Origin of the sequence: Maricaulis sp. W15 (genome assembly GCF_001924955.1) — a bacterium.
Classification (GTDB): domain Bacteria; phylum Pseudomonadota; class Alphaproteobacteria; order Caulobacterales; family Maricaulaceae; genus Maricaulis; species Maricaulis maris.
Window position 1 is genome coordinate 30,203 of sequence record NZ_LQXG01000004.1, and the last position, 26,593, is coordinate 56,795.

Annotated in this window: 29 protein-coding genes; 15 read left to right on the forward strand and 14 right to left on the reverse strand. The window is 63.4% G+C overall.

Going from position 1 to position 26,593, the window contains the following annotated elements; translation table 11 throughout:
• The first annotated feature begins 22 nt into the window (after positions 1 to 22).
• The 8 genes from AWH62_RS04200 to AWH62_RS04235 all read left to right on the forward strand — a co-directional run bounded on the left by AWH62_RS04200 (position 23) and on the right by AWH62_RS04235 (position 6,399).
• Positions 23 to 493 carry an NUDIX domain-containing protein gene (locus AWH62_RS04200; protein ID WP_075189241.1) on the forward strand — a complete coding sequence of 157 codons (471 nt, stop codon included), beginning with the start codon at positions 23 to 25 and terminating at the stop codon, positions 491 to 493.
• A gap of 252 nt (positions 494 to 745) precedes the next feature.
• Entirely contained in the window at positions 746 to 2,899 is a 2,154-nt protein-coding gene (locus AWH62_RS04205; RefSeq protein WP_075189242.1) for a PAS domain S-box protein, read from the forward strand.
• The gene (locus AWH62_RS04210) at positions 2,883 to 3,062 is read left to right on the forward strand and encodes an ATP-binding protein (RefSeq protein WP_075189243.1); all 180 of its coding nucleotides are present in this window, start codon (positions 2,883 to 2,885) and stop codon (positions 3,060 to 3,062) included. The genes AWH62_RS04205 and AWH62_RS04210 overlap by 17 nt, the downstream gene beginning before the upstream one ends.
• Positions 3,063 to 3,110: 48 nt before the next feature.
• Positions 3,111 to 4,019, forward strand: a complete 909-nt coding sequence (locus AWH62_RS04215) for an ATP-binding protein (protein ID WP_075189244.1) — start codon at positions 3,111 to 3,113, stop codon at positions 4,017 to 4,019.
• Positions 4,020 to 4,065: 46 nt separating this feature from the next.
• Positions 4,066 to 4,545, forward strand: coding sequence for a response regulator (locus AWH62_RS04220; RefSeq protein WP_075189245.1), 480 nt, complete (start codon positions 4,066 to 4,068; stop codon positions 4,543 to 4,545).
• Between the two features lie 98 nt (positions 4,546 to 4,643).
• On the forward strand, positions 4,644 to 4,982 hold the full coding sequence (locus tag AWH62_RS04225; protein ID WP_075189246.1) for a hypothetical protein: 339 nt from the start codon (positions 4,644 to 4,646) through the stop codon (positions 4,980 to 4,982).
• Between the two features lie 148 nt (positions 4,983 to 5,130).
• Entirely contained in the window at positions 5,131 to 5,793 is a 663-nt protein-coding gene (locus AWH62_RS04230) for a hypothetical protein (RefSeq protein WP_075189247.1), read from the forward strand.
• 114 nt (positions 5,794 to 5,907) lie between these two features.
• The gene (locus AWH62_RS04235; RefSeq protein WP_075189248.1) at positions 5,908 to 6,399 is read left to right on the forward strand and encodes a hypothetical protein; all 492 of its coding nucleotides are present in this window, start codon (positions 5,908 to 5,910) and stop codon (positions 6,397 to 6,399) included.
• A gap of 12 nt (positions 6,400 to 6,411) precedes the next feature.
• On the opposite strand, the gene AWH62_RS04240 is transcribed toward AWH62_RS04235, so the two are convergent.
• On the reverse strand, positions 6,412 to 7,428 hold the full coding sequence (locus tag AWH62_RS04240; RefSeq protein ID WP_075189249.1) for an alpha/beta hydrolase family protein: 1,017 nt from the start codon (positions 7,426 to 7,428) through the stop codon (positions 6,412 to 6,414).
• Between the two features lie 94 nt (positions 7,429 to 7,522).
• On the opposite strand from AWH62_RS04240, the gene AWH62_RS04245 reads away from it, so the two are divergent.
• Together AWH62_RS04245 and AWH62_RS04250 are read left to right on the forward strand one after the other, a co-directional pair.
• The gene (locus AWH62_RS04245; RefSeq protein ID WP_075189250.1) at positions 7,523 to 8,104 is read left to right on the forward strand and encodes a phosphoribosyltransferase; all 582 of its coding nucleotides are present in this window, start codon (positions 7,523 to 7,525) and stop codon (positions 8,102 to 8,104) included.
• A gap of 6 nt (positions 8,105 to 8,110) precedes the next feature.
• Complete coding sequence (locus AWH62_RS04250; RefSeq protein ID WP_075189251.1) at positions 8,111 to 8,524, forward strand: hypothetical protein; 414 nt, start codon at positions 8,111 to 8,113, stop codon at positions 8,522 to 8,524.
• 21 nt (positions 8,525 to 8,545) lie between these two features.
• Here AWH62_RS04250 and nadC read toward each other — a convergent pair whose 3' ends face one another.
• From nadC to AWH62_RS04300, 10 genes are all read right to left on the reverse strand, one after another.
• Positions 8,546 to 9,397 (reverse strand): carboxylating nicotinate-nucleotide diphosphorylase, encoded by an 852-nt coding sequence (gene nadC / locus AWH62_RS04255; RefSeq protein WP_075189252.1) that lies wholly within the window; start codon positions 9,395 to 9,397, stop codon positions 8,546 to 8,548.
• 10 nt (positions 9,398 to 9,407) lie between these two features.
• Positions 9,408 to 11,045: an L-aspartate oxidase gene (locus AWH62_RS04260; RefSeq protein ID WP_075189253.1), complete on the reverse strand. Its 1,638-nt coding sequence runs from the start codon at positions 11,043 to 11,045 to the stop codon at positions 9,408 to 9,410.
• A 4-nt stretch (positions 11,046 to 11,049) separates the two neighbouring features.
• Complete coding sequence (gene nadA, locus AWH62_RS04265; RefSeq protein WP_075189254.1) at positions 11,050 to 12,189, reverse strand: quinolinate synthase NadA; 1,140 nt, start codon at positions 12,187 to 12,189, stop codon at positions 11,050 to 11,052.
• Between the two features lie 117 nt (positions 12,190 to 12,306).
• Entirely contained in the window at positions 12,307 to 12,558 is a 252-nt protein-coding gene (locus tag AWH62_RS04270; RefSeq protein WP_143742913.1) for a hypothetical protein, read from the reverse strand.
• Positions 12,559 to 12,640: 82 nt separating this feature from the next.
• On the reverse strand, positions 12,641 to 13,312 hold the full coding sequence (locus AWH62_RS04275) for an RluA family pseudouridine synthase (protein WP_075189256.1): 672 nt from the start codon (positions 13,310 to 13,312) through the stop codon (positions 12,641 to 12,643).
• A gap of 64 nt (positions 13,313 to 13,376) precedes the next feature.
• The gene (locus AWH62_RS04280) at positions 13,377 to 13,733 is read right to left on the reverse strand and encodes a RebB family R body protein (protein WP_083634995.1); all 357 of its coding nucleotides are present in this window, start codon (positions 13,731 to 13,733) and stop codon (positions 13,377 to 13,379) included.
• Positions 13,734 to 13,807: 74 nt separating this feature from the next.
• Positions 13,808 to 14,779: an NAD regulator gene (locus AWH62_RS04285; RefSeq protein WP_075189257.1), complete on the reverse strand. Its 972-nt coding sequence runs from the start codon at positions 14,777 to 14,779 to the stop codon at positions 13,808 to 13,810.
• Positions 14,779 to 15,399: a YfbR-like 5'-deoxynucleotidase gene (locus AWH62_RS04290; protein ID WP_075189270.1), complete on the reverse strand. Its 621-nt coding sequence runs from the start codon at positions 15,397 to 15,399 to the stop codon at positions 14,779 to 14,781. Before AWH62_RS04290 ends, AWH62_RS04285 begins: the two co-directional genes overlap by 1 nt.
• 310 nt (positions 15,400 to 15,709) lie before the next feature.
• A complete protein-coding gene (locus AWH62_RS04295; protein WP_075189258.1) occupies positions 15,710 to 16,684 on the reverse strand; it encodes a PD40 domain-containing protein in 975 nt (324 codons plus the stop codon).
• The gene (locus AWH62_RS04300; protein WP_075189259.1) at positions 16,681 to 17,799 is read right to left on the reverse strand and encodes a beta-ketoacyl-ACP synthase III; all 1,119 of its coding nucleotides are present in this window, start codon (positions 17,797 to 17,799) and stop codon (positions 16,681 to 16,683) included. The genes AWH62_RS04295 and AWH62_RS04300 overlap by 4 nt, the downstream gene beginning before the upstream one ends.
• A gap of 241 nt (positions 17,800 to 18,040) precedes the next feature.
• On the opposite strand from AWH62_RS04300, the gene AWH62_RS04305 reads away from it, so the two are divergent.
• Positions 18,041 to 19,249, forward strand: a complete 1,209-nt coding sequence (locus AWH62_RS04305; RefSeq protein ID WP_075189260.1) for an ammonium transporter — start codon at positions 18,041 to 18,043, stop codon at positions 19,247 to 19,249.
• 316 nt (positions 19,250 to 19,565) lie between these two features.
• Here the strand turns inward: AWH62_RS04305 and AWH62_RS04310 are convergent, their stop codons facing one another.
• Positions 19,566 to 20,066, reverse strand: a complete 501-nt coding sequence (locus AWH62_RS04310; protein ID WP_075189261.1) for a redoxin domain-containing protein — start codon at positions 20,064 to 20,066, stop codon at positions 19,566 to 19,568.
• 52 nt (positions 20,067 to 20,118) lie between these two features.
• On the reverse strand, positions 20,119 to 20,664 hold the full coding sequence (locus AWH62_RS04315; RefSeq protein WP_075189262.1) for a carboxymuconolactone decarboxylase family protein: 546 nt from the start codon (positions 20,662 to 20,664) through the stop codon (positions 20,119 to 20,121).
• Between the two features lie 50 nt (positions 20,665 to 20,714).
• Between AWH62_RS04315 and AWH62_RS04320 the strand changes: the two genes are divergently transcribed.
• A complete protein-coding gene (locus tag AWH62_RS04320) occupies positions 20,715 to 21,320 on the forward strand; it encodes a MarR family winged helix-turn-helix transcriptional regulator (RefSeq protein ID WP_143742914.1) in 606 nt (201 codons plus the stop codon).
• A gap of 125 nt (positions 21,321 to 21,445) precedes the next feature.
• On the forward strand, positions 21,446 to 22,831 hold the full coding sequence (locus AWH62_RS04325; protein ID WP_075189264.1) for a serine hydrolase: 1,386 nt from the start codon (positions 21,446 to 21,448) through the stop codon (positions 22,829 to 22,831).
• On the opposite strand, the gene AWH62_RS04330 is transcribed toward AWH62_RS04325, so the two are convergent.
• Entirely contained in the window at positions 22,828 to 23,943 is a 1,116-nt protein-coding gene (locus AWH62_RS04330) for a beta-ketoacyl-ACP synthase III (RefSeq protein WP_075189265.1), read from the reverse strand. The two genes, AWH62_RS04325 and AWH62_RS04330, sit on opposite strands and share 4 nt — an antisense overlap.
• 161 nt (positions 23,944 to 24,104) lie before the next feature.
• Between AWH62_RS04330 and AWH62_RS04335 the strand changes: the two genes are divergently transcribed.
• On the forward strand, positions 24,105 to 25,211 hold the full coding sequence (locus tag AWH62_RS04335; RefSeq protein WP_075189266.1) for an S-(hydroxymethyl)glutathione dehydrogenase/class III alcohol dehydrogenase: 1,107 nt from the start codon (positions 24,105 to 24,107) through the stop codon (positions 25,209 to 25,211).
• 2 nt (positions 25,212 to 25,213) lie between these two features.
• Positions 25,214 to 25,714 (forward strand): hypothetical protein, encoded by a 501-nt coding sequence (locus AWH62_RS16740; RefSeq protein WP_143742915.1) that lies wholly within the window; start codon positions 25,214 to 25,216, stop codon positions 25,712 to 25,714.
• Positions 25,715 to 26,593 lie beyond the last annotated feature (879 nt).

Sequence of the window (26,593 nt, forward strand, 5' to 3'; positions counted from 1 at the left end):
ACTGGCTAGCCGGGGATGCGGCATGAACTGGCGGCAACGGGCCGAACCGCTTGTCCGGCCGCTCCTGCAGGCATTCTGGCGTCTGTCACGGGGCACGACGCTGGGTGTTCGCGGCATCGTCGTACGTGCCGACGGACACGTTGTTCTGGTGCGCCACACCTATGTTGGCGGTTGGCACTTGCCGGGCGGAGGCGTCGAAAAAGGCGAAAGCGTGCGCGATGCCCTCAGCCATGAACTGCGCGACGAGGCCGGTGTCGAGGTGAGCGGCGACACATCAATCCAGGGCGTGCATGCCAACCACCGGCGCTTTCGCGGTGATCATGTCGTGGTGTGCGTGGTTCGCGACTGGCAACCTTGTGAACGCGGTGCGGCTGGCGAGATCGAGGCGGCGGACTGGTTCGATCCGGAACAACTGCCCGATGGTACCACGGATGCGACGCGGGCGCGGATTACGGAGTTCCTCGGCCGGTCGCCGGTGTCCGACCTTTGGTAGGCTTGCGGGCGGCAAGAAATCGCTCTTGGGAAGTTGCGGTGTACCGGACGAAGCTGACACGAAGCGAGGGATATCGGGCCAACCCATCCGGTACACCGCGGGGCGCACGCTGACGACATTAGGCGGGCCGGTCTGAACCCGAGCTGACAGGCGATGACCCATTTTTGCCCTGAATGTGGCTTCAAGTGGGGACAAGTGCGGCAAAATCACTAGGATGGCCTCAGATGCGGTGATGGATCGGGATCGATTCGAATGTCCACGACGCCGAGCGGCGATACCTATTTGCGGACGTCCTCGGACGCCGACGAACCGAAATCAGCGCTCCAGCGGCTGACCGACACCGATGGCTGGATCGGTCAGGTCCTGCCCGGACTGGTTGCGGTCACCTGTATTTTCATCGTCGCGCTCGCGGTCATGGCCGGCGAGGGGAGGCTGATGTCCTCGGCGCGTGAAACCAATCTTCGCACGCTCGAAACCGTTCGCAGCAACACCCGTCAGCGTTTTGAATTATGGGCGCAATCGCGTGAGAATGATGCCCGCGTCTGGGCCGAAAACAGCCGTTTGCAGGCCGCGGTTGAGGGGCTGGTCGACATGCCGGTTCCGGCGGCGCTGGCATCCTCGCCGGAACAGCAATGGCTGCGCGAGACGCTGGGGCCGTGGCTGACTGAATACGGCTATCGCGGATTCTTGTTGCTGGCGCCGAACGGCACCACGCTGGGGGCGATGCGCGACAATGATCTGGGACAGCCCTCGCTCGTGCTCGACCTGGTGAATGCTGATCGGCTCGCCACCACGGGTGTCGTGCTGACCCGGCCGCATATCGTCGATCTCGTGGACATCACTGATGCCAACGGCGTTGATTCGGTCGACGAGGAAATCCTGATGTACGCGGTCGCGGCCATTCGCGACGGTGGTGAATTACTGGGCTATCTCGCGCTGCGGATCGACCCGCTGTCTGAATATACGGCGACATTCCGGGTCGGTCGGACCGGGGTGTCCGGCGAGACTTTCGCGATTGATCGTGACGGTCGCCTGCTGACCGAGACCCGTTATGGCGAAGAATTGGTGGCGGCGGATCTGTTGGTCGAGGGGCATCCCTCGATCCTGCATGTCGAAGTGCGCGACCCGGGTGTCGATGTGACCATGGGCGGCATCCCTTCGCGGCCCTATGCCGAGTGGCCGCTCACCGAAGCCGCGCGCGGTGTGATTGCCGACGGGCAGGGGCATAACTTGCAAGGCTATCGCGATGTTCGCGGCGTACTGGTGATGGGGGCTTGGGACTGGGATCCGGCCCGCGATATCGGCATCATCACCGAGGTCGAGCTTGGCGAGGCGATGGCGGGCGCCAACAATGCCCGTGCCGTGCTGCGTGTCTTTGCCGTGGCGATGGCGCTGTCTTTCATCCTGCTGGCGGTCCTCTTCTCGGCCCACCGTTCGATCACCCGTCGCCGCGCCCAGGCGACCCATGAGGCCAATCAGCGTCTGTCGCAGATCCTGATGACAGCGGCCGAGGGGATTTACGGCATTGATGGCGATGGTGTTGTCACCTTCATCAATCCGCGCGCTTGCGCGATGCTGGGCTATCACGAGGATGAGCTGATCGGCAAAAACATGCACGCCGTGGTGCACCATTCGCGGCGCGACGGCTCGATCTATCCGCGCGAGGAATGTCCGATCCATTGTGCAGGCGTACCGGCGGAATCGCCGGATGGCGACGTGTTCTGGACCAAGAACGGCCAACCGATTCCGATCGAGTCCGCATCGTCGCCGATCGACCCGCTCGACAAATCGGTGGGGGCGGTGGTCACCTTCCGCGATGTCACCAACCGCAAACGCGACGAATTGGCCCTGCGCCGCTATGCCCAGGAGCTCAAGCGCTCGAACTCGGAATTGCAGGAATTCGCCTACGCGGCCTCGCATGACTTGCAGGAACCCTTGCGCAAGATCCAGGCATTCGGTGAGCGCCTGAACAATAAATGTTATGACGCGCTCGATGACACCGGTCGCCATTATCTCGAGCGCATGGTCGACGCCTCGACCCGGATGCGGCGCCTGATTGACGACTTGCTGAGCTATTCGCGGGTCAATTCCAAAACCACCAGCTTCCTGCCGGTCGACATGTCGGCAGTGGTGGCGGATGTCCTGTCTGATCTGGAGCCGCGCATCAATGCCGAGGATGCCAAGATCCGGGTCGGCGAATTGCCGGCGATCGAAGCCGATCCGGGGCAGATGCACCAGCTCTTCCTCAACCTGTTGGCCAACGCCTTGAAATTCCGCCGTCCTGGTGTCCAGCCATCGATTTCCATCGAGGGCAGTGTCGAGGTGGGCGAGAACGGTGCCATGGCGCGCATTGCCGTGGCCGACAATGGCGTCGGTTTCGAGCCGCGTCATGCGGAGCGCATTTGAACGCCTGCACGGACGTGACGAGTTTGACGGGACCGGCGTTGGCCTGGCCACGTGCCGCAAGATCGCCGAGCGGCATGCCGGCGAGTTGACAGCCTGGGGCGAACCCGATGCCGGCGCAGTCTTCACACTGCTCCTGCCGGTCCGGCAGGGCAATGTGATGTAGCCCGCTTAACGCGCAGGGCGAAGGACAGGCATGAGGCAAGCTGGGCAAGTGCTGCATCGATTTGCGCCGATCTTCATCGGCGCCGCGGTTGGCGTGTTGGCCCTCGTCTTGGCCCTGCCCTTCCTGTCTCGGCCGTGGCCAGGCGCCGCCGAGACCGTTCTGATCACGCTGGGCGCGGTCGCCGCTGCCGGACTTGCTTGGCTGGCGGGGTACGGCCTGCGGCAGGCGGGTCTGGCCCGGCGCGAGGCCGAGGCCCTGCGGCGCCGTGTCGAGGACGTCGGGATATTCGCCAGCGCCGCGCGCCATGACCTGCGTGAGCCGCTGCGCAAGATCATCGCATTTGGCGACCGGCTGACCGAACGGCTCGGTCCGCTGCCAGACGACCCGCAAGTGGCGCGCTATGCGGAGCGGATGTCCGATGCGGCCGGGCGCATGCGGGGCCTGCTCGATGAATTGACGATCTGGGCGGGCGTCAATGACGCCAGTACGACGATGGAGCCTGTCGCTGTGCGCGAGGTCCTTGAGCCGCTTGTTGCCGGTGCGAGCGAACCATTGGCGGCGTGCGGGGGGCGGGTCGAGCTTGGTGAATTGCCCGATATTCACGCCGACCGTCGTCAATGCAAGATCCTGTTCGAAATCTTGCTGGCAAATGCCATCCAGTATGCGTCTGACGGACGCCCGCTGGTCGTGTCGGTTGCCGGCGAGGTCGCTGCCGACGGGGGCGTCGTCATCCGCTTCGCCGACAACGGGATCGGCTTTGATGACGACAAGGCGGAACGCATCTTCCTGCCTTTTGAGCGACTGCATGCGCGGGACGCCTATCCAGGCACCGGAATCGGCCTCGCCACCGCCCGCAAAATCGCGGAACGACACGGCGGACAACTGCTGGCGCGTGGAGAAATGGGAATTGGCGCCGTCTTCACCTTGATCTTGCCGCGCCAAAAGGCGAGTTTGTAACAAGACGAACCCAAATCAAGGCTCTAACCGGGTTGAGGCTGTCATCATGAGCGACGAAAACCGGCTTTTCACCATTCTGATGGTCGACGATGATCCGGACGACCGGCTGCTGTTCAAGGAAGCGTGTGAGGAAGTGCGGCTGCGCAATCCGCTCGATTTCCTCGAGAATGGCGAACAGCTGGTCGATTATCTCAAACGCCGCGGGCAATATGCCGATCTCGACGGAACGCCCTTTCCGGGCATCATCCTGCTTGATCTCAACATGCCGCTCAAGGATGGCCGCGAGGCGCTTGAGGAGATCAAGGCTGATGCCCAGCTGCGGCACATCCCGATCATTGTGCTGACCACGTCCAAGGACGAGGACGACATTCTTTCCTCCTACGGGCTGGGCGCGTCTTCCTATATCGTCAAGCCGATCTCGCTGGATCGTCTGATGCGGGTGGTCAATTCGATCGGCGAATACTGGGTCCAGATCGTCGAAGTGCCGTCGACCGAGAGCGAAGCCGAACCGGTCGACGATATCTGATCCGATTCTGGTTTCCCCGATCAGGCGAGTTTGCTAGCCTCTCCTCGCGCAAGGGGGCGCTTGCGGACCCGTGGGGTCTGCTTATCGGGGAGTAATCCATGAAACATCTGATTGCGGCCGGCTTGGCCGCTGCTTGTCTGGCCACGCCGGCCTTGGCCGAAGGCATGTCGAATGCGTTCGGGAATGCCGTGCGTGTCAGCATGGGCGAGCAAAGCTTCGACGCCTGGTTCAGTGCCGATGGCAGCTATAGTGACAGTCGTGGTCTCACCGGGACCTGGACCTATGAGGGCCAGCTCTGCATCCAGGTCACCACCGAAGCCGGTCCCGACGAAAACTGCGGGCCCTGGAATGAAACCCTGGCGCCGGGTGAAAGCTGGGTGACGGATGGCTGGTCGGCTGACGGCTCGCAGCTGACCGTTCAAATCATCGCCGGCTGATACGATCTCGTGACGGGCGCCGGTCGCCTTGTGCGGTGTGTGCCCGTCACGCTTTCGCGCCGCGCGTGTCCGGGCGGGACGGCGCCACCGATGGGCGCTAGTATCCGGATCGGGCACGCTGGCCAGTTCCGGCGGCAAGGGGAAGATCATGTTGTTAGCGCGTCTGTCGAAGATTTCCGCCACGCTCTTCGTGTCGATGATCCTGGCCATGATCATGCTGGTCGGCCTGTGGTATTACGCCGCCGACTGGCTGAGCTGGGTGCAGGACGGCGCCGACCTGATCGAGGACATGATCGCCTCCATCCCGCTGGAAGACCGCTACAATAATTTCGTCCGCCTCTTCGCGAGCGACGACAAGATCGTGCTTTTGATCTTCACCATCATCGCCCGCATCCTGCTGGCCCTCGTCGGCAGCAGTTTTACCGCCCTGACCGGTGGCCATGATCGCTACAGGGTTAAGGAACCGGGGCTGATCAGCCAGGTCTCGTCGATGATGGCGACGCTTTTCCTGTCCTTCATCGTGGCCATCATCATGCTGGCGGTGATCTCGATCGCGGCGGAAGGCGTCTTGCACAGCCTGCTGGACGCGGCCGACTGGGTCGAAGACCAGATTGCCCATCTGCCGATCGGCGGACGCTGGCGCGCCGGGGTCCGCTTTGCGGTCTCCGACGACAAGATCGTGCTTTTGTTCTTCACCATCATCGCCCGCCTGTTGATCGCGCTGGTCGCGACGGCCGTCACGCGCGCGGTCGGTGGCGGCGACAAGCCGGAGATCATTGCGCCGAAGGCGAAGGCCAACGCCAACAGCTGACGGTTCCCAGGCGTGTCTGGTCAGCCGTCGGCCCGGTCAGTCCTGACATGAAAGCTTGTGTTGCGTGCCACCGCCCGCTTCGGCATCAAGCGCCCAGCAGCGGGAGTGGGTGTCATGTGGGGCAATCGAGCAATACTGCCGGGCTTGCTGGCCTGGTGTCTGGTCAGCATGGCGTCGGCCCAGGCCCAAGAGGCGGCGAGCGCGGATGACGTGGTCGCGGCCTCGCGCGCGCAACCGTTCCGGCCACTTGAGGACATGTGGGTCCGCCTGGATGTTTGCGGGTCCGGCGCGGCCAACGGCAGCGCCTTTCTCAACAGCTATGACAATTACCGCGACCCGCGCTCCCTGAATGTCGAGCTGGTGCCGGCACTTCGTTCAGCGCTGGCCGCGCTTAACGGCCAGGATCCGGTGGACCATTATCTGGGGCGGCGTGTGCTGGTCTTTGGGGCGGTCCGACAGGTTCCGATCCAGGTTCGTGACGCTGATGGCGTGGTCGTTCACGTCTATCACCAGACCCAGATGCGTCTGACCCGTCCTGACCGGATCCTGGTCGTGGAAAACGAGCAGGGTCCCGAGCAGGCCCGCTGCGATCGCCTCATCGCCTGATCCAGGTGGCCATCACGCGCTCAGTGCTTCGGCGAGGAAGGGCAGGGAGACGTCCATCCGGTAATCGATCGAGGAATGGGTGTCGGGGAATTCCTCATAGCGGTGCTTGACGCCCAGGGCGGTCAGCTTTCGGGTCATGCGGCGGGCGCCGTATAGCAGGTTGTACTGGTCGACATCGCCGCAATCGATCATCAGCGCCTTGAGCTGTTTCAGTCCCTCGCCATGGCTGTCGACCAGTTCCAGCGGGTCCCATTTCATCCATTCAGCCCAGCGCTCCGGGATCAGCTCGCAAGTGTCCATCGTCACCGGCAGGCGGATGCCCATCAGCACACTCGGATCGGGGTCAGGGTCATAGGTGGCCGCCATGGCCAGCGTCATCAGCGTATGCATGTCTTCGCCGGCCGGTTTCAGGGCGGCTTCGAAAGCCTCGATAAAGCTGGTGATCGTGCCGCCATGCTTGCCGATACGCCGCAGGGCCAGGGCGAAGTCGGTCGCGAATGCCAGCTCGAAACCCATATCGCCGGAATGGCACACCGCCCCGGCCCAGACATCGGGATATTTGAGGGCATGTACCATGGCGCCATATCCGCCTGACGATTTGCCGAACACGGCCCGCTTGCCGGTGCCGCCGCAGCCGAACTTGCCTTCGATCACCGGCAGCATTTCGGCGATCAGGAAATCCTCCCACATCCCCATGGCCGGCGAGTTGACATACTGGTTGCCGCCCAACCGGGTAAAGCAGTCGGGAAAGGCGATCACGGCCGGCTTCATGACGCCGCTGGCGATCAGGCGGTCAGCGCGTTCGGGAACATTCTCGCCGAAGTTTTTCCAGTTCACATGGCCCAGACCCGAGCCGGTAAAACCGGCCAGGTCGACCAGCAGCGGCAGGTCCGTCCCGTCATGACCATGCGGCACATAGACATCGACGCGGCGCCGGGTCGGGTCGCCGAGCCGGTTGCAGGCCACGGCCTGGCTGTCGATGAAAAGCGTGTGGATCCGGCCCTCCGGCAGGCTGTGGTCGCGGCGCATGATCTTTCCCCCGGTTGTGGTCACGGCACATTAGGCTGCGCCGTCGCCGGCGCAAATGGTTGAGCTGCGGCGACAAAGCGGGCAAGTCTTCTGCATGAGCAGCACCAAACACTACATCACCGCCAATGCCTTGCTGGAGGACAGTTTTCGCCTCGCGCGGCAGATTCTCGACAGCGACTACCGGCCAACTCATATCGTCGGTGTCTGGCGTGGCGGCGCGCCGGTTGGCATTGCGGTCCAGGAATGGCTGGCCCATTGCGGGCTGGAAACGGATCATATCGCCATCCGCACCGCCTCCTATACCGGGATCGACCAGCAGGACCGCAATGTCCGCGTCTATGGCGAGGGGTATCTCGTCGACACGCTGGAGGCCGAGGACCGGCTGCTGATCGTCGATGATGTCTATGACAGTGGTCGGTCGATTGCCGCAGTGCTGGAGACGCTTCGCGCCAAATGCCGCCGCAACTTCCCGGCCGAAGCCCGGATCGCGACCGTCTATTACAAGCCGCTGCGCAACACGACCGAGTTGACGCCGGATTATTTCGTCCATGAAAGCGACGACTGGCTTGTTTTCCCGCATGAGATTTGCGGTTTGGGCGCTGATGAGCTGGCCGCGAAAGGTCTGCCGGCAGACCTGCTTCCCCCGAACGATGTGGTGACCAAGGACGGAGCGTAGACGCGCATGACGTCACAAATACCGCGAATTTTCTGGTTTGCCTTCGGCCTGATCATCCTGGAAGCGGGCTATGCGCTCTTCAACGCTGGCAAGGATCTGATCATCCGTTTCCTGCCGGGCAGCCACGCCTATATGAATCCGGCCGAGGTGGCGTTCATCCAGTCAGTCAGCTGGCTGCAGGAACTGGTCTTCTTTTCAGCCGTGGCGGCGACCTGTGTCAGCGTTTACCTGATGCTGCAGCGCTCGATCTGGGTGTTGGCAACCTATGCTGCGGGTGTTTTCCTGACCAAGGTCGACTGGTTGATCTCCGGCTTCAACGGTGTCGAGCTTTTTGCCCTGAACGGCTATGTCAGCCTCATCTATCAGACAGTCGTGATGGGGGTGTTGGTGTGGTTGTCGTTCCTGGGAAAACTGGATTGACCTCGCGGACCCAGCAACATCTCAGCCCTCGTCCAAGCCAATATCAAAATTGGGCGCTGAATGGGTCAGCGCCCCGACCGAGATCACATCGACGCCGGTTTCGGCAATGCCGCGCACGGTCGTCAGATTGACCCCCCCAGAGGCTTCCAGCGTCACCTTGCCCTTGGCCGCCGCGACGGCGGCATTGAGGTCATCCAGCGAAAAATTGTCCAGCAGTACGCTCTCCGCGCCAGCGGAGATCGCAGCGTCGAGCTGGTCGAGCCGGTCCACTTCGACGGCAATGCGGGTCATGTGACCGGCGTTTGAGCGCGCGGCTTTGACAGCCTCGGCGACCCCGCCGCAGACAGCGACATGATTGTCCTTGATCAGGATGGCGTCATCGAGCCCGAAACGGTGCAGCGCGCCGCCGCCGGCCTGGACGGCCTGCAGCTCGAAGGCGCGGAAACCCGGTGTGGTCTTGCGGGTGTGGGCGATGCGGGCGCCGGTGCCCTTGACCGCATCGACATAAGCCCGCGTGAAGGTCGCAATCCCGCTCATCCGGCCCATGAAATTCAAGAGGATGCGTTCGGCGGCCAAGAGGCCGCGCGCGCGTCCCGTGACCGAGATCAGCACATCGCCCGGCTTCACCACGTCGCCATCTTCCATCTGAGGGCTGACCAGGGCTTCGGGATCACATTGCCAGATCGCTTCCAGCGCCGGCTGGAAACCACAGACCACGCCGGCCTCGCGCGCATTGACGTAGAATTTCGCTTCGGCCCGGGCCGGAATGCAGGCCAGCGAGGTGACATCACCGCGACCGCCCTGGTCCTCGGCAATGGCGCGGGCGACCACATCGCGGACGACATGGCGGGGCAGGGGCAGGATGGCGGGCATGGCGGTCGTCCTATTCAGCCGGACCGGTGAGGGCCGCGGGCGCCAGTTCCGGCGCGGCAAGATCGTCGAGGCGCAGCGCGCTATGGCGCGCCTCCTTGAGTGTTTGTGGGCAATCAGTGCGGAAATGACCACCCCGGCTTTCACGCCGGTTCAGCGCGCCGGTGACGATGAAGCGCGCCGCAATCAGCGCATCCGCCTCGCCATGCTCGCGCCGCATCGCATCGATCAGCGCCGCCAGTTCACTCAGCCCGGTCTCGCTACGCTCTACCCCGCAATGGCGCGACATGGCCTGACGCAGTCGCAGGAGGGCGAGGGGAGGGAGGTTTCCTCCCCAGCTTGCTGGGGAGGGGGACCGCGAAGCGGTGGAGGGGTCGGTGTGCGCAAGCACGCCGATGTCGATCCCAAGTGGCTCACGGCGGCCTGCGGCCGCGGCCCCATCGACCCGCGGCTTTGCCGCGGCCCACTTCCCCACGGTGTGGGGAAGAAACGTCGCTACACGCGCAAACCTGGCCGCACTCACCAGCCCCTCGGCCAGCGAGTTTGACGCCAGGCGATTGGCGCCGTGCAGGCCGGTGGCGGCGCACTCGCCAATGGCAAACAAGCCGGGCACCGAGGTTCGTCCGTTAGTATCCGTCGCCACCCCGCCCATGTGATAATGCGCCGTCGGGGCAACCGGGATCGACTCGATACGCGGATCGATGCCGGCGCGCTGGCAGGCTGCGAAGACTGCCGGGAATCGCTCCGGGAACGCCTCGCCGACAGCCTCACGGCAATCGAGGAAAGCGCCTTTTCCCGATGCATTCTGGCGGTGCACGGCGCGGGCGACGACATCGCGCGGGGCCAGCTCGGCATCGCTGTGGATCGCCTTCATGAAGCGGTGACCGGTCTGGTCGACCAGGATCGCCCCCTCACCGCGCAGGGCTTCGGTGCACAGGGGCGCCGGATCGAGGCCGGCATTGAGCGCGGTCGGGTGGAATTGCACGAATTCCGGGTCACGGATTTCCGCACCCAGACGGGCTGCCATGGCCATGGCCTGGCCCTGGGCGATCGCCGGAGTGGTGGTCAGCGCGAACAGGCCACCTGCGCCGCCCATGGCAAGCAGGGTTGTGTCGGCCTCAAGGGCCTCGAGCTCGCCGTTCGGGCCTTGCGCAATGGCACCCCTGCAGGCGTTCGCGTCACCCAGCAGGGAGACCGCTCTCCAGCCATCGCGGATCTCGATATGAGCGGCCGCGCGAACCGCCTCGATCAGGGTTGCCATGATCGCCGCGCCGGCCCCATCGCCCTTCACCCTTGCGACCCGCGGCCGCGAATGCGCCGCTTCGCGGGACAGCGACCAGTCCTCGCCGTCGCGCTCGAACGGCGCGCCGAGTGCCGCCAGTTCCGCAACTTCCGCCGCCGCGCCCTCGGCAAGGGCGCGCGCGGCCTCGCGATCAACCAGCCCGGCACCCGCCGCAATCGTGTCCCGGGCATGCAGCGCCGCGCTGTCATCACCCGCCAGAGCCGCCGAAACCCCGCCCTGCGCCCATCCGGACGCCGCGCCATCGCCCAGCGGCGCACCGGTGAGCAGAACCACAGGCCGCGGGGCGAGCTTGAGAGCTGCCCAAAGTCCGGCAATGCCAGCGCCGCAAATAAGGGTGGGGCGGGTCATGGGATCAAATCACAACCAGATCCACGCGCTTCTCCGGCTTGGTCGGGTCAAAGCTGGCAGGCTTGTCCGGCTTGGGCAGGTCGAGCATGGCCTGGACCGACCGGCGGGCGCCTTCGATGACGGCGTCGGGGACGGTCACTTCATGCTGTTCCAGACGCAGGCAGTCATAGATGTTTTCCAGCGTGATCCGCTTCATGTGCGGGCACAGATTGCAGGGGCGGATGAACTCGACCTCGGGCACATCGGCGGCGACATTGTCGCTCATTGAGCATTCGGTGAGGAGGACGGCCTTCTTGGCGCCTGAATCCTTGGCCCAGTCGGCCATGGCGGCGGTCGAGCCGGCGAAATCGGCGGCCTGGACCACCTCCAGCGGGCTTTCCGGATGGGTGATGATGACCACGCCGGGATGGGCGTCGCGCAGGTCCTGGATGTCCTGCGCCGTGAATTGCTCGTGGACTTCACAAGCCCCCGCCCAGGTCAGGATTTTGACATCGGTCTGGGCGGCGACATTCTTGGCCAGATACTGGTCGGGCAGGAGGATGACGGTATCGCTGCCCAGGCTCTCGACCACTTGCACGGCATTCGAGCTGGTACAGCAGATATCGCACTCGGCTTTGACGTCCGCCGAGGTGTTCACATAGGTCACGACCGGGATGCCGGGATAGGCGGCCTTGATGCGGCGCACATCCTCGCCCGTGATCGATGAGGCCAGCGAACAGCCGGCGCGGGTGTCGGGGATGAGGACGGTCTTTTCCGGGGCGAGCACCTTGGCGGTCTCGGCCATGAAGTGGACGCCAGCCTGGACGATGATATCGGCTTCGCTTTCCGCCGCCATGCGGGCGAGGGCGAGGCTGTCGCCCATCAGGTCGCCGACGCAGTGGAAAATGTCCGCCGTCATGTAGTTGTGCGCCAGGATGACCGCGTTCTTTTCTTTTTTCAGCTGGTTGATGGCGTGGATGAGGGGGGCCTTGGCGGGCCACTCCATCGGCGTCACGACATGGCTGACCTTGGCGTAGAGATGGTCCGTCGCGGCTTTGACCTCGTCCGTATAGGCGAGTTCAGGCTGATCTTGATCAAAGCCCGCAAGCGTGCCGTCCATATTCATCCGGTCCATTTTTCCCTCACTTTTGCTCAATTCGAGCATATCTGGGGTCTGAAAAGAGGCGATGGCGGAAGGGCCATCACCGGAAACGCGGCTTATGCTCGAAATGAGCTTAACCGTGAGTGAGATATATGCTCATAGTGAGCATTGCGCAAGGGGTCAGAGCAAGCTGGTCGCAACAGTGGCCGAGGCAGCGCTGTAACCGGCGGCACCAAGTGCAAGGGCCGGAATAATCAGGCGCCAACGTACCCGCTGTTGGCCGGCACTGAACAGGGTGACCATGAGCAGTATGGCCACAATGGCTCCCATCCAGCCGAACACTGAAAATTTGATGGCCAGGAGGGCGAGCGCGACCACGGTGCACAGGGCGGCTGCGCGAACAAAATCTGAAAAACTCAAACGCTCAGACACGTTGTCCCCCAACAACACAAGCTCCAATCACAGATGGTCAGATATATCATCACACCTCAAGCGACAATATCTGATGTGGAGATCAGAACGGGGGCCGGCTCTCGAAACTGACCGGCGCACCCCCGTCCGGGTGGCGAAAGCCCAGCTCCCGCGCGTGCAGGCATAAACGGTCGCTAGCGGCCAGTGCATCCGGCGGCGCGTAGAGATTGTCGCCCAGGATCGGATGGCCCAGGTGCAGCATGTGGACACGAAGCTGGTGGCTGCGGCCGGTCAGCGGCGCCAAACGGACCCGGCTGACGCCATCGGCAATGTCCAGCACCTCCCAATCGGTCACCGCACGGCGCCCGCGCTCATGGCAGATCATCTGCCGTGGACGGTTGGGCCAATCGGTAATGAGCGGCTGGTCGACGCGACCGGATGACTGCGTCATCTCGCCCTGGACCCGCGCGATGTACGACTTGCTTGTCTGACGCTTCTCGAACTGCTTGCCGATATGCGCCTGGGCGTGTGCGGTCAGGGCCAGGACGATGACGCCGGAGGTATCCATGTCGAGCCGGTGGATGATGCGCGCGGTCGGGAAGTCAGCGCGGGCACGTGCTTCCAGGCAGTCGGCGCGCTCCGGCCGGTTACCGGGCACGGTGAGCAGGCCGGACGGTTTGTCGATGACCAGGATATGGTCGTCAGCATGGATGACCGGTAGCGGCCCGGCGGGCGGCGGTGAATAAATGAAGGGGCGGGGCGTGTCTCCGGGCATGGGCCGGGTCCATACAGGGTTTTGCCCGACCTGACCCGGACTGGCTGCAGGGGCCGGTCGGCGCTCAGTTGTCTGGATCGCCCTCCCCATCGCCGGTATTGCCGTCTTCAGCCGCGGCTCCAAAGCCGGCGAGCAGCTGGACACCCTGGGTCGTGGTGGCCTGAAGCACGGTGTTGGCGTTTTGCTGGCCGGAGGTCGCATTGTGCGCCGACCCGAGCTCGGCAGACATGGGCTCCGCAGACGACTGATTGCCCATGCTGGAAGCCGGCGCATCGCCGAGCACCTCGGTATTCGTCTGGCTGATGCTGTCGTCGACCTGTGAGTTGACGGTGCCGGCAGGTACGGCGTCCTGGGCGTGGGCGGCAATGGACAGGCCAAGCGTTGCCGGCACGGCCAGGATGAGTGCGAAGGCACGGATCATGAAGAACTCCCTCAATTTCGCCTCGCAGACTGACCGGGAAAACTTCCCATCCGCTTAAACCGGCAGGGAAAACTCTACCCGTCGCGCAATCTGGGTGTCGCCAGGCCGAGCGATGGCAGGCCGGCGAGCGCCTCGCGGCGATAGCGGAAGAGTTCGGCCGGGCGACCGCCGGTGGCGCTTTCCACCTTGCCGGTGCCGTCAACGAAGCCCGTCCGGTCCAGGGCGCGGCGGAAATTCTGTTTGTGCAGGCGATAACCGACCACCGCCTCGACCACTTGTTGCAGCGCCGACAGGGTGAATACGTCGTCCATCAGCTCGAACACCACCGGACGATATTTGATCTTGCCGCGCAGTCGTGAAATCGCGGTCGCCAGTATGCGGCGATGGTCCGACGCCATGGCCTGGCCCAATCCCGGAGCGACCAGCCGTGTCTCGGTCTGGCCGTCGCGGGCGGCCTCCTCGACGAGGCCGGCCTCGTAGAGCAGTTCGTAGCGGTCCAGCGCCCGCCCTTCCTGCCAGCCGCCGGGATTAAGTCCGAAGCACTGCTTGATGCGGTCATGGCAGGAGGCGCGGCGACCGGGGCCGCCGGCCTCATCGGCCCAGGCCGACAGGCGGGGCAGGATCTGGCTGTCGATGATGTCCGGACGTCCCTCGCGCCAGTCCTCCCACGGGAAGAAACGATACCAGCCGCGCCACTGACCGCCGCCTTCCGGTGGGTCGGAGACGTCCGGCGTGAGGGCGAGATAGCCGATCGAGATGATGCGATCATCCTCCGACCCCGTCATCGCGGCCACGGGCGCTTCGCGGCCGCGATCGCCGAATGTGTAGAGCTGCTCGACATAGCCGAGCTGGAAGCGCGCCTGTTCATCGACCCAGCGACGCAAGCCGATTTCAAGGGTGCGGTGTTCGGTGGGATTAAAGGGGCCAAAGGGCAGCGCCTCGCCACCCCCCGGTTGCGGCACGATGAGCACCTGCGGCACATCGCCATCGACCGCCAGGATGACCGCGTTGAGGCCGACGGAAAGCGCGAGGCCGGCCTTCTCCATTATCGCCCCTCGAAGGCTGCCAGCACCGTCTCGAACCGGTCGAGATAGAGCTGTTGGGCCTGTTTGACGGGCAGGGGTTCGATGGTGATCTCCAGTCCGGCCGGGGGACGACCGAAGAATTTCACGGATTCGGCATGACTGAAACCGGCGATCTGGGTGGCCTCGAAATAGGCGCACATGACATCGGCCCGCTTGATCTTGCGCTTGACCTCGGCCGGCAGTTTCGGCGGCAGGCCGAAGCGCAGTTGGATGGCGGCTTCAAGCCGGTCCTCGAACTCGCGATAATTGACGCCCAGCGCCGCCTTGAACGGGCTGATCATGTCGCCGATCACGTATTCCGAGGCGTCGTGCAACAGCGCTGCGACGCGCCATTTGTCGTCAATGTCGGGATAGAGATGCTCCAGTATGTCCAGCACCACGACGGAATGTTCGGCAACCGAGAAGGCATGATCGCCTTTGGTCTGCCCGTTCCAGCGCGCCACCCGGGCAATGCCATGCGCGATGTCCTCGATCTCGACATCGAAGGGTGACGGGTCCAGCAGGTCAAGCCGCCGCCCGGAAATCATCCGCTGCCAGGCGCGCGGCGCGTCCTTGCTTTTTTTCCGGGGGGCAGCAGCCATGTCATCCATCTCGTCAGCTTCGGGCGGGGAGGGGGGATAGCAGAGAAGCGGCGGCGGCACCAATGTGCTGGCATGACAGGGCTGTGGATTGTGGTGAGGGCCTCAGTCCTGCGACAGGAGTCCGACCAGTGCGTGACCGAGGGTTCTGCGGTCCAGGGTCAGGCGCGCGTGAGTGTTGAGCCAAAGTCCACGTCCTCGCCTTGATGGGCGAGGTGGAGTGGGTGCCGGAACGCTGGCGCGTCTCACGCCTTCCGACCCGACGCTTCGCGCCGGCCGACCTTCCCCATCAAGGGAAGGAGCTGGCGTTTCCCTACTCCTCCGCCACCACGGCCAGTGTGGTGAGGTCGGGGCTGATTGCCAGGCGTGTGACGCCGTCGAGCCAGTCAATCGCGCCGATGGGCTGCCAGCCGCCATAGGCGCGCCAGACAAGTTGACCTTCATGGACCGTGAGGAAGGTGACGCGGTCATCGGGCATGATGGCGACGGCGAAGTCCTGAACCGTGCCCGGCAGGGCGAACATTTCGCGCAATTCGCCGGTCTGCGTGTTGAGCGCATGGACCGTGTGGACGCCGTCCTCATCACCGAGCGTCACATAAAGCGCCGGACCGCGACCGGCGCGGAAGAAGCTGCGGCCGGGATTGTCGGCGACATGGGTGACGGTTTCCGGCGTGGTGGTGCGGTCGATCAGCTGCAGCGTCATCGGCTCGCCCAGGTGGAAGACCGCGACGGCGCTCATATCGCCGGAAAAGCCGTAATAGCCGACCGGGGCCAGCGCCTCGGCAGGCTGGCGGTCGGAATTGTCCGGATTGGCCAGATAGGCATTGCCAGCATAGCCGCCGGGCGGTTGGTAGATATAGCTGAGCCGGCCATCGGGGGCGATGCGGGGTGAGTACTCGCTCTCACCGGGCGTTTGGGTGACCGGTGTGGTTTCGCCCGAGGCGAGGTCAAACCGCCAGATATCGGTCTCGCCGGTCTCGTCGCCAGCGGTGTAGAGCAGGCTGCCATCATCGACAAAAAAGGGCTGGTTGTCGTAACCGGCCCGGGTGACGCCCCCGAGGGATGCGCCGAGCACGGGTGCCTCGCCGGACCAGTCCAGCGCGAACAGATGGATATCGGTGCCGGGCAGGCCGGCGGTCTCTTCCTCTTGCGCTTCGGTTTCGACGGTGTCGGCATTTGTATCCGCAGCGGTTTCATCCGGCGTCGACATCGCGTCGTCGGCCTGTGGCGCCGGCGAGCAGGCGGCCAGTGCCGCGATCGGGATCAGGCGGAGCCACCAGGTTTTCATGCGCGTTTCCTTACCGCTGCGGCGCCGACGCCATAGCCCGCCCCGAAGGCACACATCACGCCGGTCTCGCCGACCGCCATGTCGTCGGAATGCATCTCGAAATTCATCACCACGGAGGAGGATGAGGTATTGCCATACTCGTGCAGGATGGCCGGCGCGTTGTCCTCGGTGCGGTCGCGCTCGAGGATGCGTTTGGCGATCATGTCGACCATGCGGATATTGGCCTGGTGCAGCCAGGTGCGGCGCACGTCCGCCGGCGCCAGCTCGATCGATTCCATCATCCGGCGGGCGACCTGCGGGGCGAAGCCGACCACATCCTTGAAGACGCGATGGCCGTCCTGGTCGAGATGCGGTGCAAACTCGGGATCGACCGTGCGTTCGGCGATATTGATGAAGCCGTAATCCGAGCGCAGGGCCGAGGACCACTTGTTCTCGGCATGGCTGCCGATCACATCCCAGCCGCCCGGCCTTCCGTCATCGGCCTCAACGATCATCGCTGCGGAGGCGTCGCCGAAGATGAAATGTACTTCGCGGCGCGAATGCACATTGATGCAGGTCATCAACTCGGGCGAGCAGATCAGGATGCGTCGGGCCTGCCCGGATTTGATCATGCCATTGGCCATGTGCAGGCCGTAGAGCGCCGAAGCACAGGCCATGGTCATGTCGAAGGAGAAACCTGTCGACCCGATGGCTTCCTGGATCTCGCAGGCGACGGCCGGGAAATTGCGCTGTTGTGCTGAAGACGCCACGATGACGCCGTCAATGTCGCTGCCGTCATAACCGGCCTTGTCGAGCGCAATGCGCACCGATTTGAGCGCGAACTCAGCCTGGGTCGACACTTCGTCAATGCCGCGCGGCGGGATTCGCGGAGTCATGTGATCAATGTCGAGAATGCCGGTCTTTTCATAAACATGGCGACGCTCGATGCCGGAAGCATTGCGGATGAACTCGCTGGATGACAGTGGCACTTCCTCCGCCTCGCCGGCAGCGATTGCGGCGGCGTGGTCGGTATTGAAGCGCGTCGCCCAGGCATTGTAGCTGGCAACGAGTTCATCATTCGAGATGACATTGGACGGGACCCAGTATCCCGTTGATCGAATAAGGCTGTTTTTCACGGCGCCGGACTCTGTGCTTGTCCCTGATCTGTCCAGCCTAAACCATGGGCGCTACCGATCAATCCGCGCTGACATTGCAAGGAAGATGCGCCTTCGCCTCGAAAACAGGCAGGTGTGCACAATTTCGCGGCGCGCTGCTGCCAATCCGGCAAAAACTCTCCTGAAAAGTCGACTCTCGCCGATTCCCCGGCCTAGCTCATGGCGATCGCAAGAACACCAAGGCCCGTTCACGGAGAGCCCCATGGATAGTGGTAACAATGCCTGGATACTGACCTCGACTGCCCTCGTCCTGCTGATGACGCTGCCCGGGCTGGCGCTCTTCTATGGTGGCATGGTGCGGCGCAAGAATGTGTTGTCGACCCTGATGCAGAGCCTGGGTGCGGCCGCCGTGGTGACGGTGTTGTGGGCATTGATCGCCTATTCCCTGGCCTTCACGAATGGCGGACCGGTGAATGCCTTTGTCGGTGGTCTGGCCAGTGTCGGCCTGTCCGGGATCATGCCTGACACCATGTCCGGCGACCTGCCGGAAAACCTCTTCCTGATGTTCCAGCTCACCTTCGCCATCATCACCGTCGCGATCATCGCCGGTGCGGCGGTCGAGCGGATCAAGTTCTCGGCCTTCATGGTGTTTGGCGCGGCCTGGCTGATCCTGGTCTATGCGCCCATCTGCCACTGGGTGTGGGGTGGCGGCTTCCTCGGCGAAGCGGGCGTGCTCGATTTTGCCGGGGGTGCCGTCGTGCACATCAATGCCGGTGTTGCCGGCCTGGTGCTGGCCAAATTCCTCGGTCCGCGCAAGGGGTATCCCGGCGCCAATCTGGCCCCCGACAATCTCGTGCTCACGGTCACAGGGGCCGGCATGTTGTGGGTCGGCTGGTTCGGATTCAATGGCGGCTCGGCCCTGGCCGCCGACGGTGCTGCCGCCCATGCTTTTGTCACCACCCAGATCGCAGCGGCGAGCGCGGTTCTGGTCTGGATCGGTCTGGAATGGATCCTGCGCGGCAAGGCCAGTGTGCTGGGAGCAGCGTCGGGCGCCATCGCCGGTCTCGTCGCGATCACGCCGGCCGCTGGTTTTGTGCCGAGCTGGGCAGCCTTCATCGTCGGCGCCTGCGGAGCGTTCGGGGCCTATTGGGGTGTCACCGCCCTGAAAAAAGTGCTGAAGATTGACGACACACTCGACGCGTTCGGCCTGCACGGTGTGGGTGGCTTGGTGGGTGCGGTTCTCACCGGGTTTTTTGCCTCGGAAGCGATCGGCGGCGCGGGCGGTGCCATTGAGGGTAATTGGCTGCAGGTCTGGACACAGACCTGGGGTGCACTGGCTGCTGCGATCTACTGCGGCGTGGTCACAACTGTCATACTTTTCGTGCAATCCAAGATCATGACATTGCGCGTCGACGAGGAAGGTGAGATTTCCGGCCTCGATACGACGCTGCACGGCGAGTCCGTTGGTTGAATTTGGCGGCTAGCGTATAGCCGACACACATTTCGTCCTGGCCAGTCCTCCCCGGCTTGTGACGTATACTGGGCCCGGCCCGTCGCCCCCGCGTTGTGGGGGGTGGCGGGCCGGGCTCTTTTTTGTCCGCATTTTGCAAATTTGTATGGTGTGTATTCGCCTGTGTGTGCTGACTATAGTCCGCTCAAAGCGACGACAAACCCGACCCAAACGACCGCGTCCAGGATATTGGATGCAAATTCGAATAGTGATGTGCGACGCATGCTGTCTCTCCCGTGTTGAGACACAGGATGGAAGGGCGGGGCGACAGAAGCTGTCAGGGTGTGGTCGGTGCGGCGGGTTCGCCAGCCTCGTTCAGCAGGCTGCCAATCGCGACGCCGAGTTCCAGGTCGGTGATGGACCCGAAGCGTTGCATCCGGATATGTCCGCCGGCGTCGATCAGAAGGGTGGTCGGCGTGCCCTGCATGCCATAGCGGGTCATCGTTTGCGGGATAAATCCGGTCGTGGCCGGGGCATCGATAGCGACCGGGAAGGTGATCCGGTTTTCGTGCATGAAGGCGGCCAGCGCCGCGCGGTGTCCCTGGGCTTCATGATGCTCGAACACGCTGTGCAGGCCGAGCACGACCAGGCCTTTGTCGCGAAAGGCAAGGTCGGCCCGCCGGGCTTGCGGCAGGGCGTGCGAGACACAGCCCGGACACAGCATCTGAAAGCATTCGAGCAGGATGACGCGCCCTGACAGGCCTTCCAATGTCGGCGGCACGTCATCGCCATTGACCCATTCGCTTGTGATGAGTTCGGGGGCTTTTTTCAGGTTCATGAATTTGCTCCGCGATGGCGGCCCGCCAGCCGGAGCCGGCGGGCCGGAACGCCTAGTTGGCGCTGACGGGTTTGACGCTGGGGAAGTCCACATCGACATCGAACACGACATTGACGTAGTTGGTGAACAGGTTGAGCGTGATATGCGCGACAATCTCGACAATTTCCTCATCGTCGAAGCCGGCCGCGCGCAATTCAGCCAGCGCCGACGGATCGACATGCCCGCGTTCATTGACGACAGCGAGTGCGAAGTCGATTGCCGCTTGGCTACGGCTGTCTTCGCCATGGCCCTTGCGGGCCTCGTCCATCTGTGAGGCCGTCAATCCGGCGTTCTTGCCCAGGACCGTGTGGGCTGACAGGCAGTATTCGCAGCCATTGCGATTGGCGATGGCGACGGCGATCTGCTCACCCAGGCGGGCACCGATGCGGCCACTGCCGAGGGCGCCGAAACTGCCCAGCATGGATTTCAGGGCCGCCGGCGAATGGGCCACGGTTCCGAACATGTTGATCACCGCACCGAACTGGCTGCGGACGGCATCCATCAGCTCTTTGCGTTCACCGGTGGCTTGGGCGGGGTCGAAGGGGGGAATGTGCGGCATGGGTGTCTCCTGAGATCATTAGTATCGAGTCAATACAATTTGGTATTTAGGTGGGTGAGGCGATGATTGCAAGGGTGGTATTGAGTCGATACAGTGAGCGCATGACGACGTCCGCACACTCCGCCCGGCTGCTCGAGAGGCTGAGCCGGCTGATCCACAATGAAGCGCATGCCCACGGGCTGAAGCCGGTGCAGTGGGATGTCTTGCGCTATCTGAACGTCGCGAACCGGTATTCGCGCTCGCCCTCGGCCGTGACCAGCTATCTCAATCTGACCAAGGGGACCGTGTCGCAGACGCTCAACGCGCTGGAAGCCAAGGGACTTGTCGTCAAACGCGCCGATGCGACCGACAGGCGCCGGGTCACGCTGGACCTTTCATCACAGGCGCGAACTGCGCTGAAAGATGATCCCCTGCTCCGGATATCGTCGCACCTGGATGCCCTGCAGGACGATAACCGCCGCGGCTTGGAGGCAGGACTCCGAGAGTTGCTGGACGCATTGATAAGGGAGCGGAAGGGGCGTCCGTTCGGCGTCTGTCACACCTGTCGCCACCACAGGCCGGGGCGCGATGAAGGGCAGGGCGGTTTCTGCAATCTGCTCGGGGAAACGCTCAGCATCGCCGATGGTGATCTCTTGTGTGTCGAGCACGCGGCCTGACGCGTCTAGACGGCGACCGCTGGTGGTCCTTGGTGATGCCTGATATCTCTGGATGACGGGCCGCAAGGCAGGGGCTGCCAATACGCGCGGGGCCGCGTGTCGGCGGGATATCACGGGGGCAAGACATGTGGCGCTATCTGGGACTTTTTCTGCTTCCGTTTCTGACCACGCCCGCCCTGCCACAGGCGGATATGCAAGCCGCCGCGATTGATGCCTATCTCGACGAAGCGATGCCGGCCGCGTCCGCGCCCGGTTTGGCCTGGGCGATTCTCGACGATGGCGATTGGCTTGCCGGTGGACGCGGGGAGCGGGTTCTGGGCAGCGGCCTGCCGGTCACAGATGAGACCCCGTTTGCGCTGGGCTCGATCTCGAAAAGCTTCACCGCGCTGGCCATCATGCAGTTGGTGGAAGCGGGCGCGGTCGATCTCGACGACGCCATCGCGGACCATCTCGACAGCTTCGAGGGGCAGCCCGGTGCGGTAATCACGGTCCGGCAATTGCTGAGCCATACCAGTGGTTATTCCACCTTGCAGGGAAACAGTTTCCAGACCGGGCATATGCGCCAGCTGGCCGGGACATCACCGGCCCGCGCGCCCGGCACCGCCTGGCAGTATTCCAACGCCAATTACCTGATCCTCGGCGCCGTCATCGAAACGGTCAGCGGCCGCGAGTTCGACGCCTATATCGAAACGGAAATTCTCGCCCCGCTGGGCATGGAGAACAGTTCTGTCGGCGGGGGCGCGGCCGGCGACCGCATGGCAACCGGCCATCAGCCCTGGTTTGGCGGCCGGCGCCCGGTTCCCGATCAGGGCGGGGTGTCAGGCGGCATGGCGGCCGCAGGCGGTATCGTCGCCAGCGCGGCCGATATGGCGCTTTATCTGGCGATGATGGCCAATGGCGAGGATGATCTGATCACCGCCGAGCACAAGGCGATGATGATGCGGCCGGCCAGCGCGGCTTCACCATTTTACGGGTTTGGCTGGTTCATCGATGCCGAGGCCGATGCCGTCTACCACACCGGGCTGACCCCCGGGGTCGAGACCCTTGCCATCCTGTCACGCTCGCAACAGCGGGGCGGGGTGGTGCTTGTGAACGCCAATAGCGGCATGGGGTTTGGCGTGACCGGGGATATTCTGGTGGGCATGAGTGCTTTCGCGCTCGGAGAAAACCCTGAGCCCGGCGGCCAGCATTTCGGGACGCAGAGCCTCTATGTGATGGTGCTGGTCCTGCCCGTGCTCTTTATGGCGGGGATCATGCTCGCTTGGCGGGGCCGGGCTGGTCTGCGCGCCAAATCGGGCGTTTCCGGCTGGTTCAGCCTGGTTTTCCCGGTCTTCTCGACCCTGGCCATGGCCTGGGTGTTTGTGGACCTCATGCCGAAACTCTTCGGCGCGCCGCTGGCCACCTTCTATCTCTACCAGCCGGACATGACGATCCTGCTGGTTGCCAGCGCGGTGACGGGGGTTGGCTTTGCGATATTCAGACTGGCCCTGGCCCTGAGTGGGCGCCGCTAGAGCTTCTCGACGAAGACCGTGCCGGCCGAGTAACCCGCCCCGAAGGAGCAGATCAGCCCCTTCTCGCCTGTCTCGAAACCATCATGGTGACGGTGGAAGGCGACCAGCGAACCGGCACCAGCGGTATTGGCGAACTCGTCGAGGATGACGGGAGCCTCCTCCTCGGTGAACTCACGGCCGAACACTTTCTTGGCCACCATCATGTTCATGTTGATATTGGCCTGGTGCAGCCAGAGGCGTTTCATCTGGTCCGGCTTGAGGCCGAAATTGCCCATGTCGGTGAGGATCATCTCGGCAACCATCGGGCAGACTTCCTTGAAGACCTTGCGGCCCTCCTGCACGAAATAGCGGTCTTCGAAGTCAGGCGCCGGTTCTTCGGAGGCATTCAGGAAGCCGAAATTCGAGCGGATATTGTTGGAGAACTTGGTCATCAGATTGCGACCGATGATCTTCCAGCCCTGATCGCCGGCGACATCCTCATGCTCGATCAGCATGGCCACGGCGACATCCCCGAAGATGAAATGGCTGTCGCGGTCGCGGAAATTGAGCTGCGGCGTGGTGATTTCCGGTGTCACGACGAGCACCGATTTGGCCATGCCGGTCTCGATCATGTTGACCGCATTGATGATGCCGAACGTGCCCGAGGAACAGGCCACCGTCATGTCATAGCCGAAGCCTTCAATGCCCAGCGCGTCCTGGATCTCGATCGCCATCGAGGGATAGGTGCGCTGCATCGAGGTGGCCGAGCAGATCACCGCGTCGACATCGGCGGCGTCGCGGCCTGCTTGTTCGAGTGCTTGCTTGGCGGCGGCGACACCCGCTTCGGCCATCAGTGACAGCGCGTCGTTCGGGCGCGGCTCGGCCCGGGGACGCATGCGGGTGATGTCCAGCACGCCTTCCTTGTCGATCGTATAGCGCGACTTGATGCCGGACGCCTTCTCGATGAAACCGGAGGAGGAGGGGTTTTTCGCCTCGACGGCGCCGCGCTCGATGGCGTCGGCATTTTCGGCGTTGAAGTGCTCAACATAAGCGTTGTAGCAGGCCACGAGTTCGTCGTTGGAGACGGACTCCTGGGGAGTCCAAAGACCGGTCGACCGGATCACCGCGCTCATAAACTTCACTCCGAAACGGGTATGTCAGGGCGCGCAACTTAGTGGCTGCACCAAGTCCCGTCACCTGCGCAGCTGCGCAAGACGCCTGTGCCGGGCTTTGACGCCGCGGCGCCGCAATGCGAGACCTTTGTTTCAAGCCATTGGTTCGGGGAGAATGATCCATGAAGACACGCGCCGCTGTCGCCTTTGAGGCCGGAAAACCGCTCGAAATCGTCGAGGTCGACCTGGACGGCCCGAAGGCCGGCGAAGTCCTGGTCGAGATCAAGGCGACCGGCATCTGCCACACCGATGAATTCACCCGCTCCGGGGCCGATCCGGAAGGCGCCTTCCCGGCGATTCTTGGTCATGAGGGTGCGGGCATTGTCCGCGAGGTCGGGCCGGGCGTAAAAGACCTCAAGGTCGGCGATCATGTCATCCCGCTCTACACGGCCGAGTGCCGGGAGTGCGAATACTGCCTCAATCCCAAGACCAATCTGTGCCAGAAAGTCCGCGCGACTCAGGGCCAGGGCGTAATGCCGGACGGCACCTCGCGCTTTTCCTACAAGGGCGAGAAAATCCTGCACTATATGGGCTGTTCGACCTTCTCGAACTTCACCGTCCTGCCGGAGGTCTCCCTCGCCAACGTCCGCCGGGACGCGCCCTTCGACAAGATCTGCTATATCGGCTGCGGCGTCACGACCGGCATTGGCGCAGTCATGTTCACCGCCAAGGTCGAGCCCAATTCCACCGCCGTCGTCTTCGGTCTGGGCGGGATCGGTCTCAATGTCATCCAGGGACTCAAACTGATCGGCGCCAAACAAATCGTCGGCGTCGACATGAACCCGGCCAAACAGGACATCGCCCGCCAGTTCGGCATGACCGATTTCGTCAATCCCAAGGACCACAAGGACCTCGTCGGCCATCTGGTCGAGCTGACCGGCGGCGGCGCCGATTATTCCTTCGAATGCATCGGTAATGTCGAGGTCATGCGGGCGGCCTTGGAATGCTGCCACAAGGGCTGGGGCGAGAGCATCATCATCGGCGTCGCCCCCGCCGGTGCCGAGATCCAGACCCGACCCTTCCAGCTGGTCACCGGCCGCGTCTGGCGCGGCTCCGCCTTCGGCGGCGCCAGGGGCCGCACCGACGTGCCCAAGATCGTCGACATGTATATGGAAGGCCGCATCGATATCGACAGCCTGATCACCCACAAGCTCAAGCTGGACGACATCAATAAGGGGTTTGATTTGATGCATGCCGGGGAGAGCATCCGGGCTGTGGTGGAGTATTAGGTGTGCGCGTTCTCGCCCCGGTATTGACCTGTCTGGTTTTGATCGGCTGTCAGTCGGTGCGACATCCGTCGATAGACATTGCCGACGATGATTGCGGAACTCTCCTCGCATGGACAGAAGAGCGAAGTCGCGTGGAACGAGTCGCGAATTGGGATTGGGCCCATTCGGGAGACGTGATCGCTATGAGGGCGAAAATGTCCGTGTGTTCGCCAGAAAGTTGTGTCGCTGATGAGATGGATCGAGCGATGTATGCGGGCCTAAGTCGTTATACGCACAGCCTTTCGCTCGGCGAGTTTGCTTGGCTTGTGGCGGAATGTGTTGGCGCGAGGCCGGACGTCAGCTTCGATTCTGCTGGCTCTGTGGTGGAAGTTGAAGCCCGTATGGAGGTCGGCGAGCGACGTCTCGAGATCGCGTACTTTGAGGATCATTGCGCTTATGGCGATTGGATCGATGATCCGGGTTGGACGGGTTGCGCTTCCTTCCGGGCGAGCGGAATTCACTGACTATTTGAGGCGCCGCAAAGGGCGCGTCTCCATCGGCAAAAAGACCGGATTGTTGAAATCACTTCGGCCTGATTTGTCATTTGAGGCGGGCAGTGTCCGACGACATTCGCGCCCCGGCGCACACCCCGCCCTAAACCGCTTGCCGAGAATTCGCCGTCTCCGCTTCTTCAGGTCAAGGGCGCCGCAGGCGCCGCTTCGCGGTTTCACCCTTGAGCTGAAGAAGCGGAGACGGCCTGCTGGCTGACAAGCGATTTATGGTTCTCTGCGCGCCGGGTGGCGCACTAAGCCAAGTGGGGACAGCACCCTATTCTTGTCATCCCCGCTGGATGTCCGGCGAAGGCCGGACGCAAGGCGGGGAGCTAACTCTTTGCAATCACATAGGTCCCTGACTTTCGCCCGGCCTTCGCCGGGCGTCCATCAGGGATGACGACATGTTTGTGTTGGGGGAAAGCGCCCCGGCGCACATGCCGCCTGTCTCCCGCTGCAGCCACCTTCCCGCCCGACCGGCGGCGCGGATGCGCCAGAGTGGAAAGCCCGGTCCGGCCGGCGGGAAGGCGGTCTGACTGACGGTCTCCTTTCCTGGATTTGAGTGAAGGACAAGCCCGTCCGCGCCACGGCGCGAACGCCTGGCGGTTTGGGTCGTTGAGGGGTGCGAGGTGCCTTGCCGGTGCCTTGCTATGTACGTTTTGTGGGTGGCGCCGGGGGCACCCCGCACACGGAGATTTGGTCAGGGCCGTTGCCGGCCCCGTCTCGAAACCGACAGGAACAAACGGTCGAGCTTTGTGCCGCCGTCCCATCGATGGCCACGCCGGGTTGGTCTGGCGGTGTTTCCAGGCAACCGGACGAGCTCCGTACTCCCAACGCCCCCGGATCACCAAT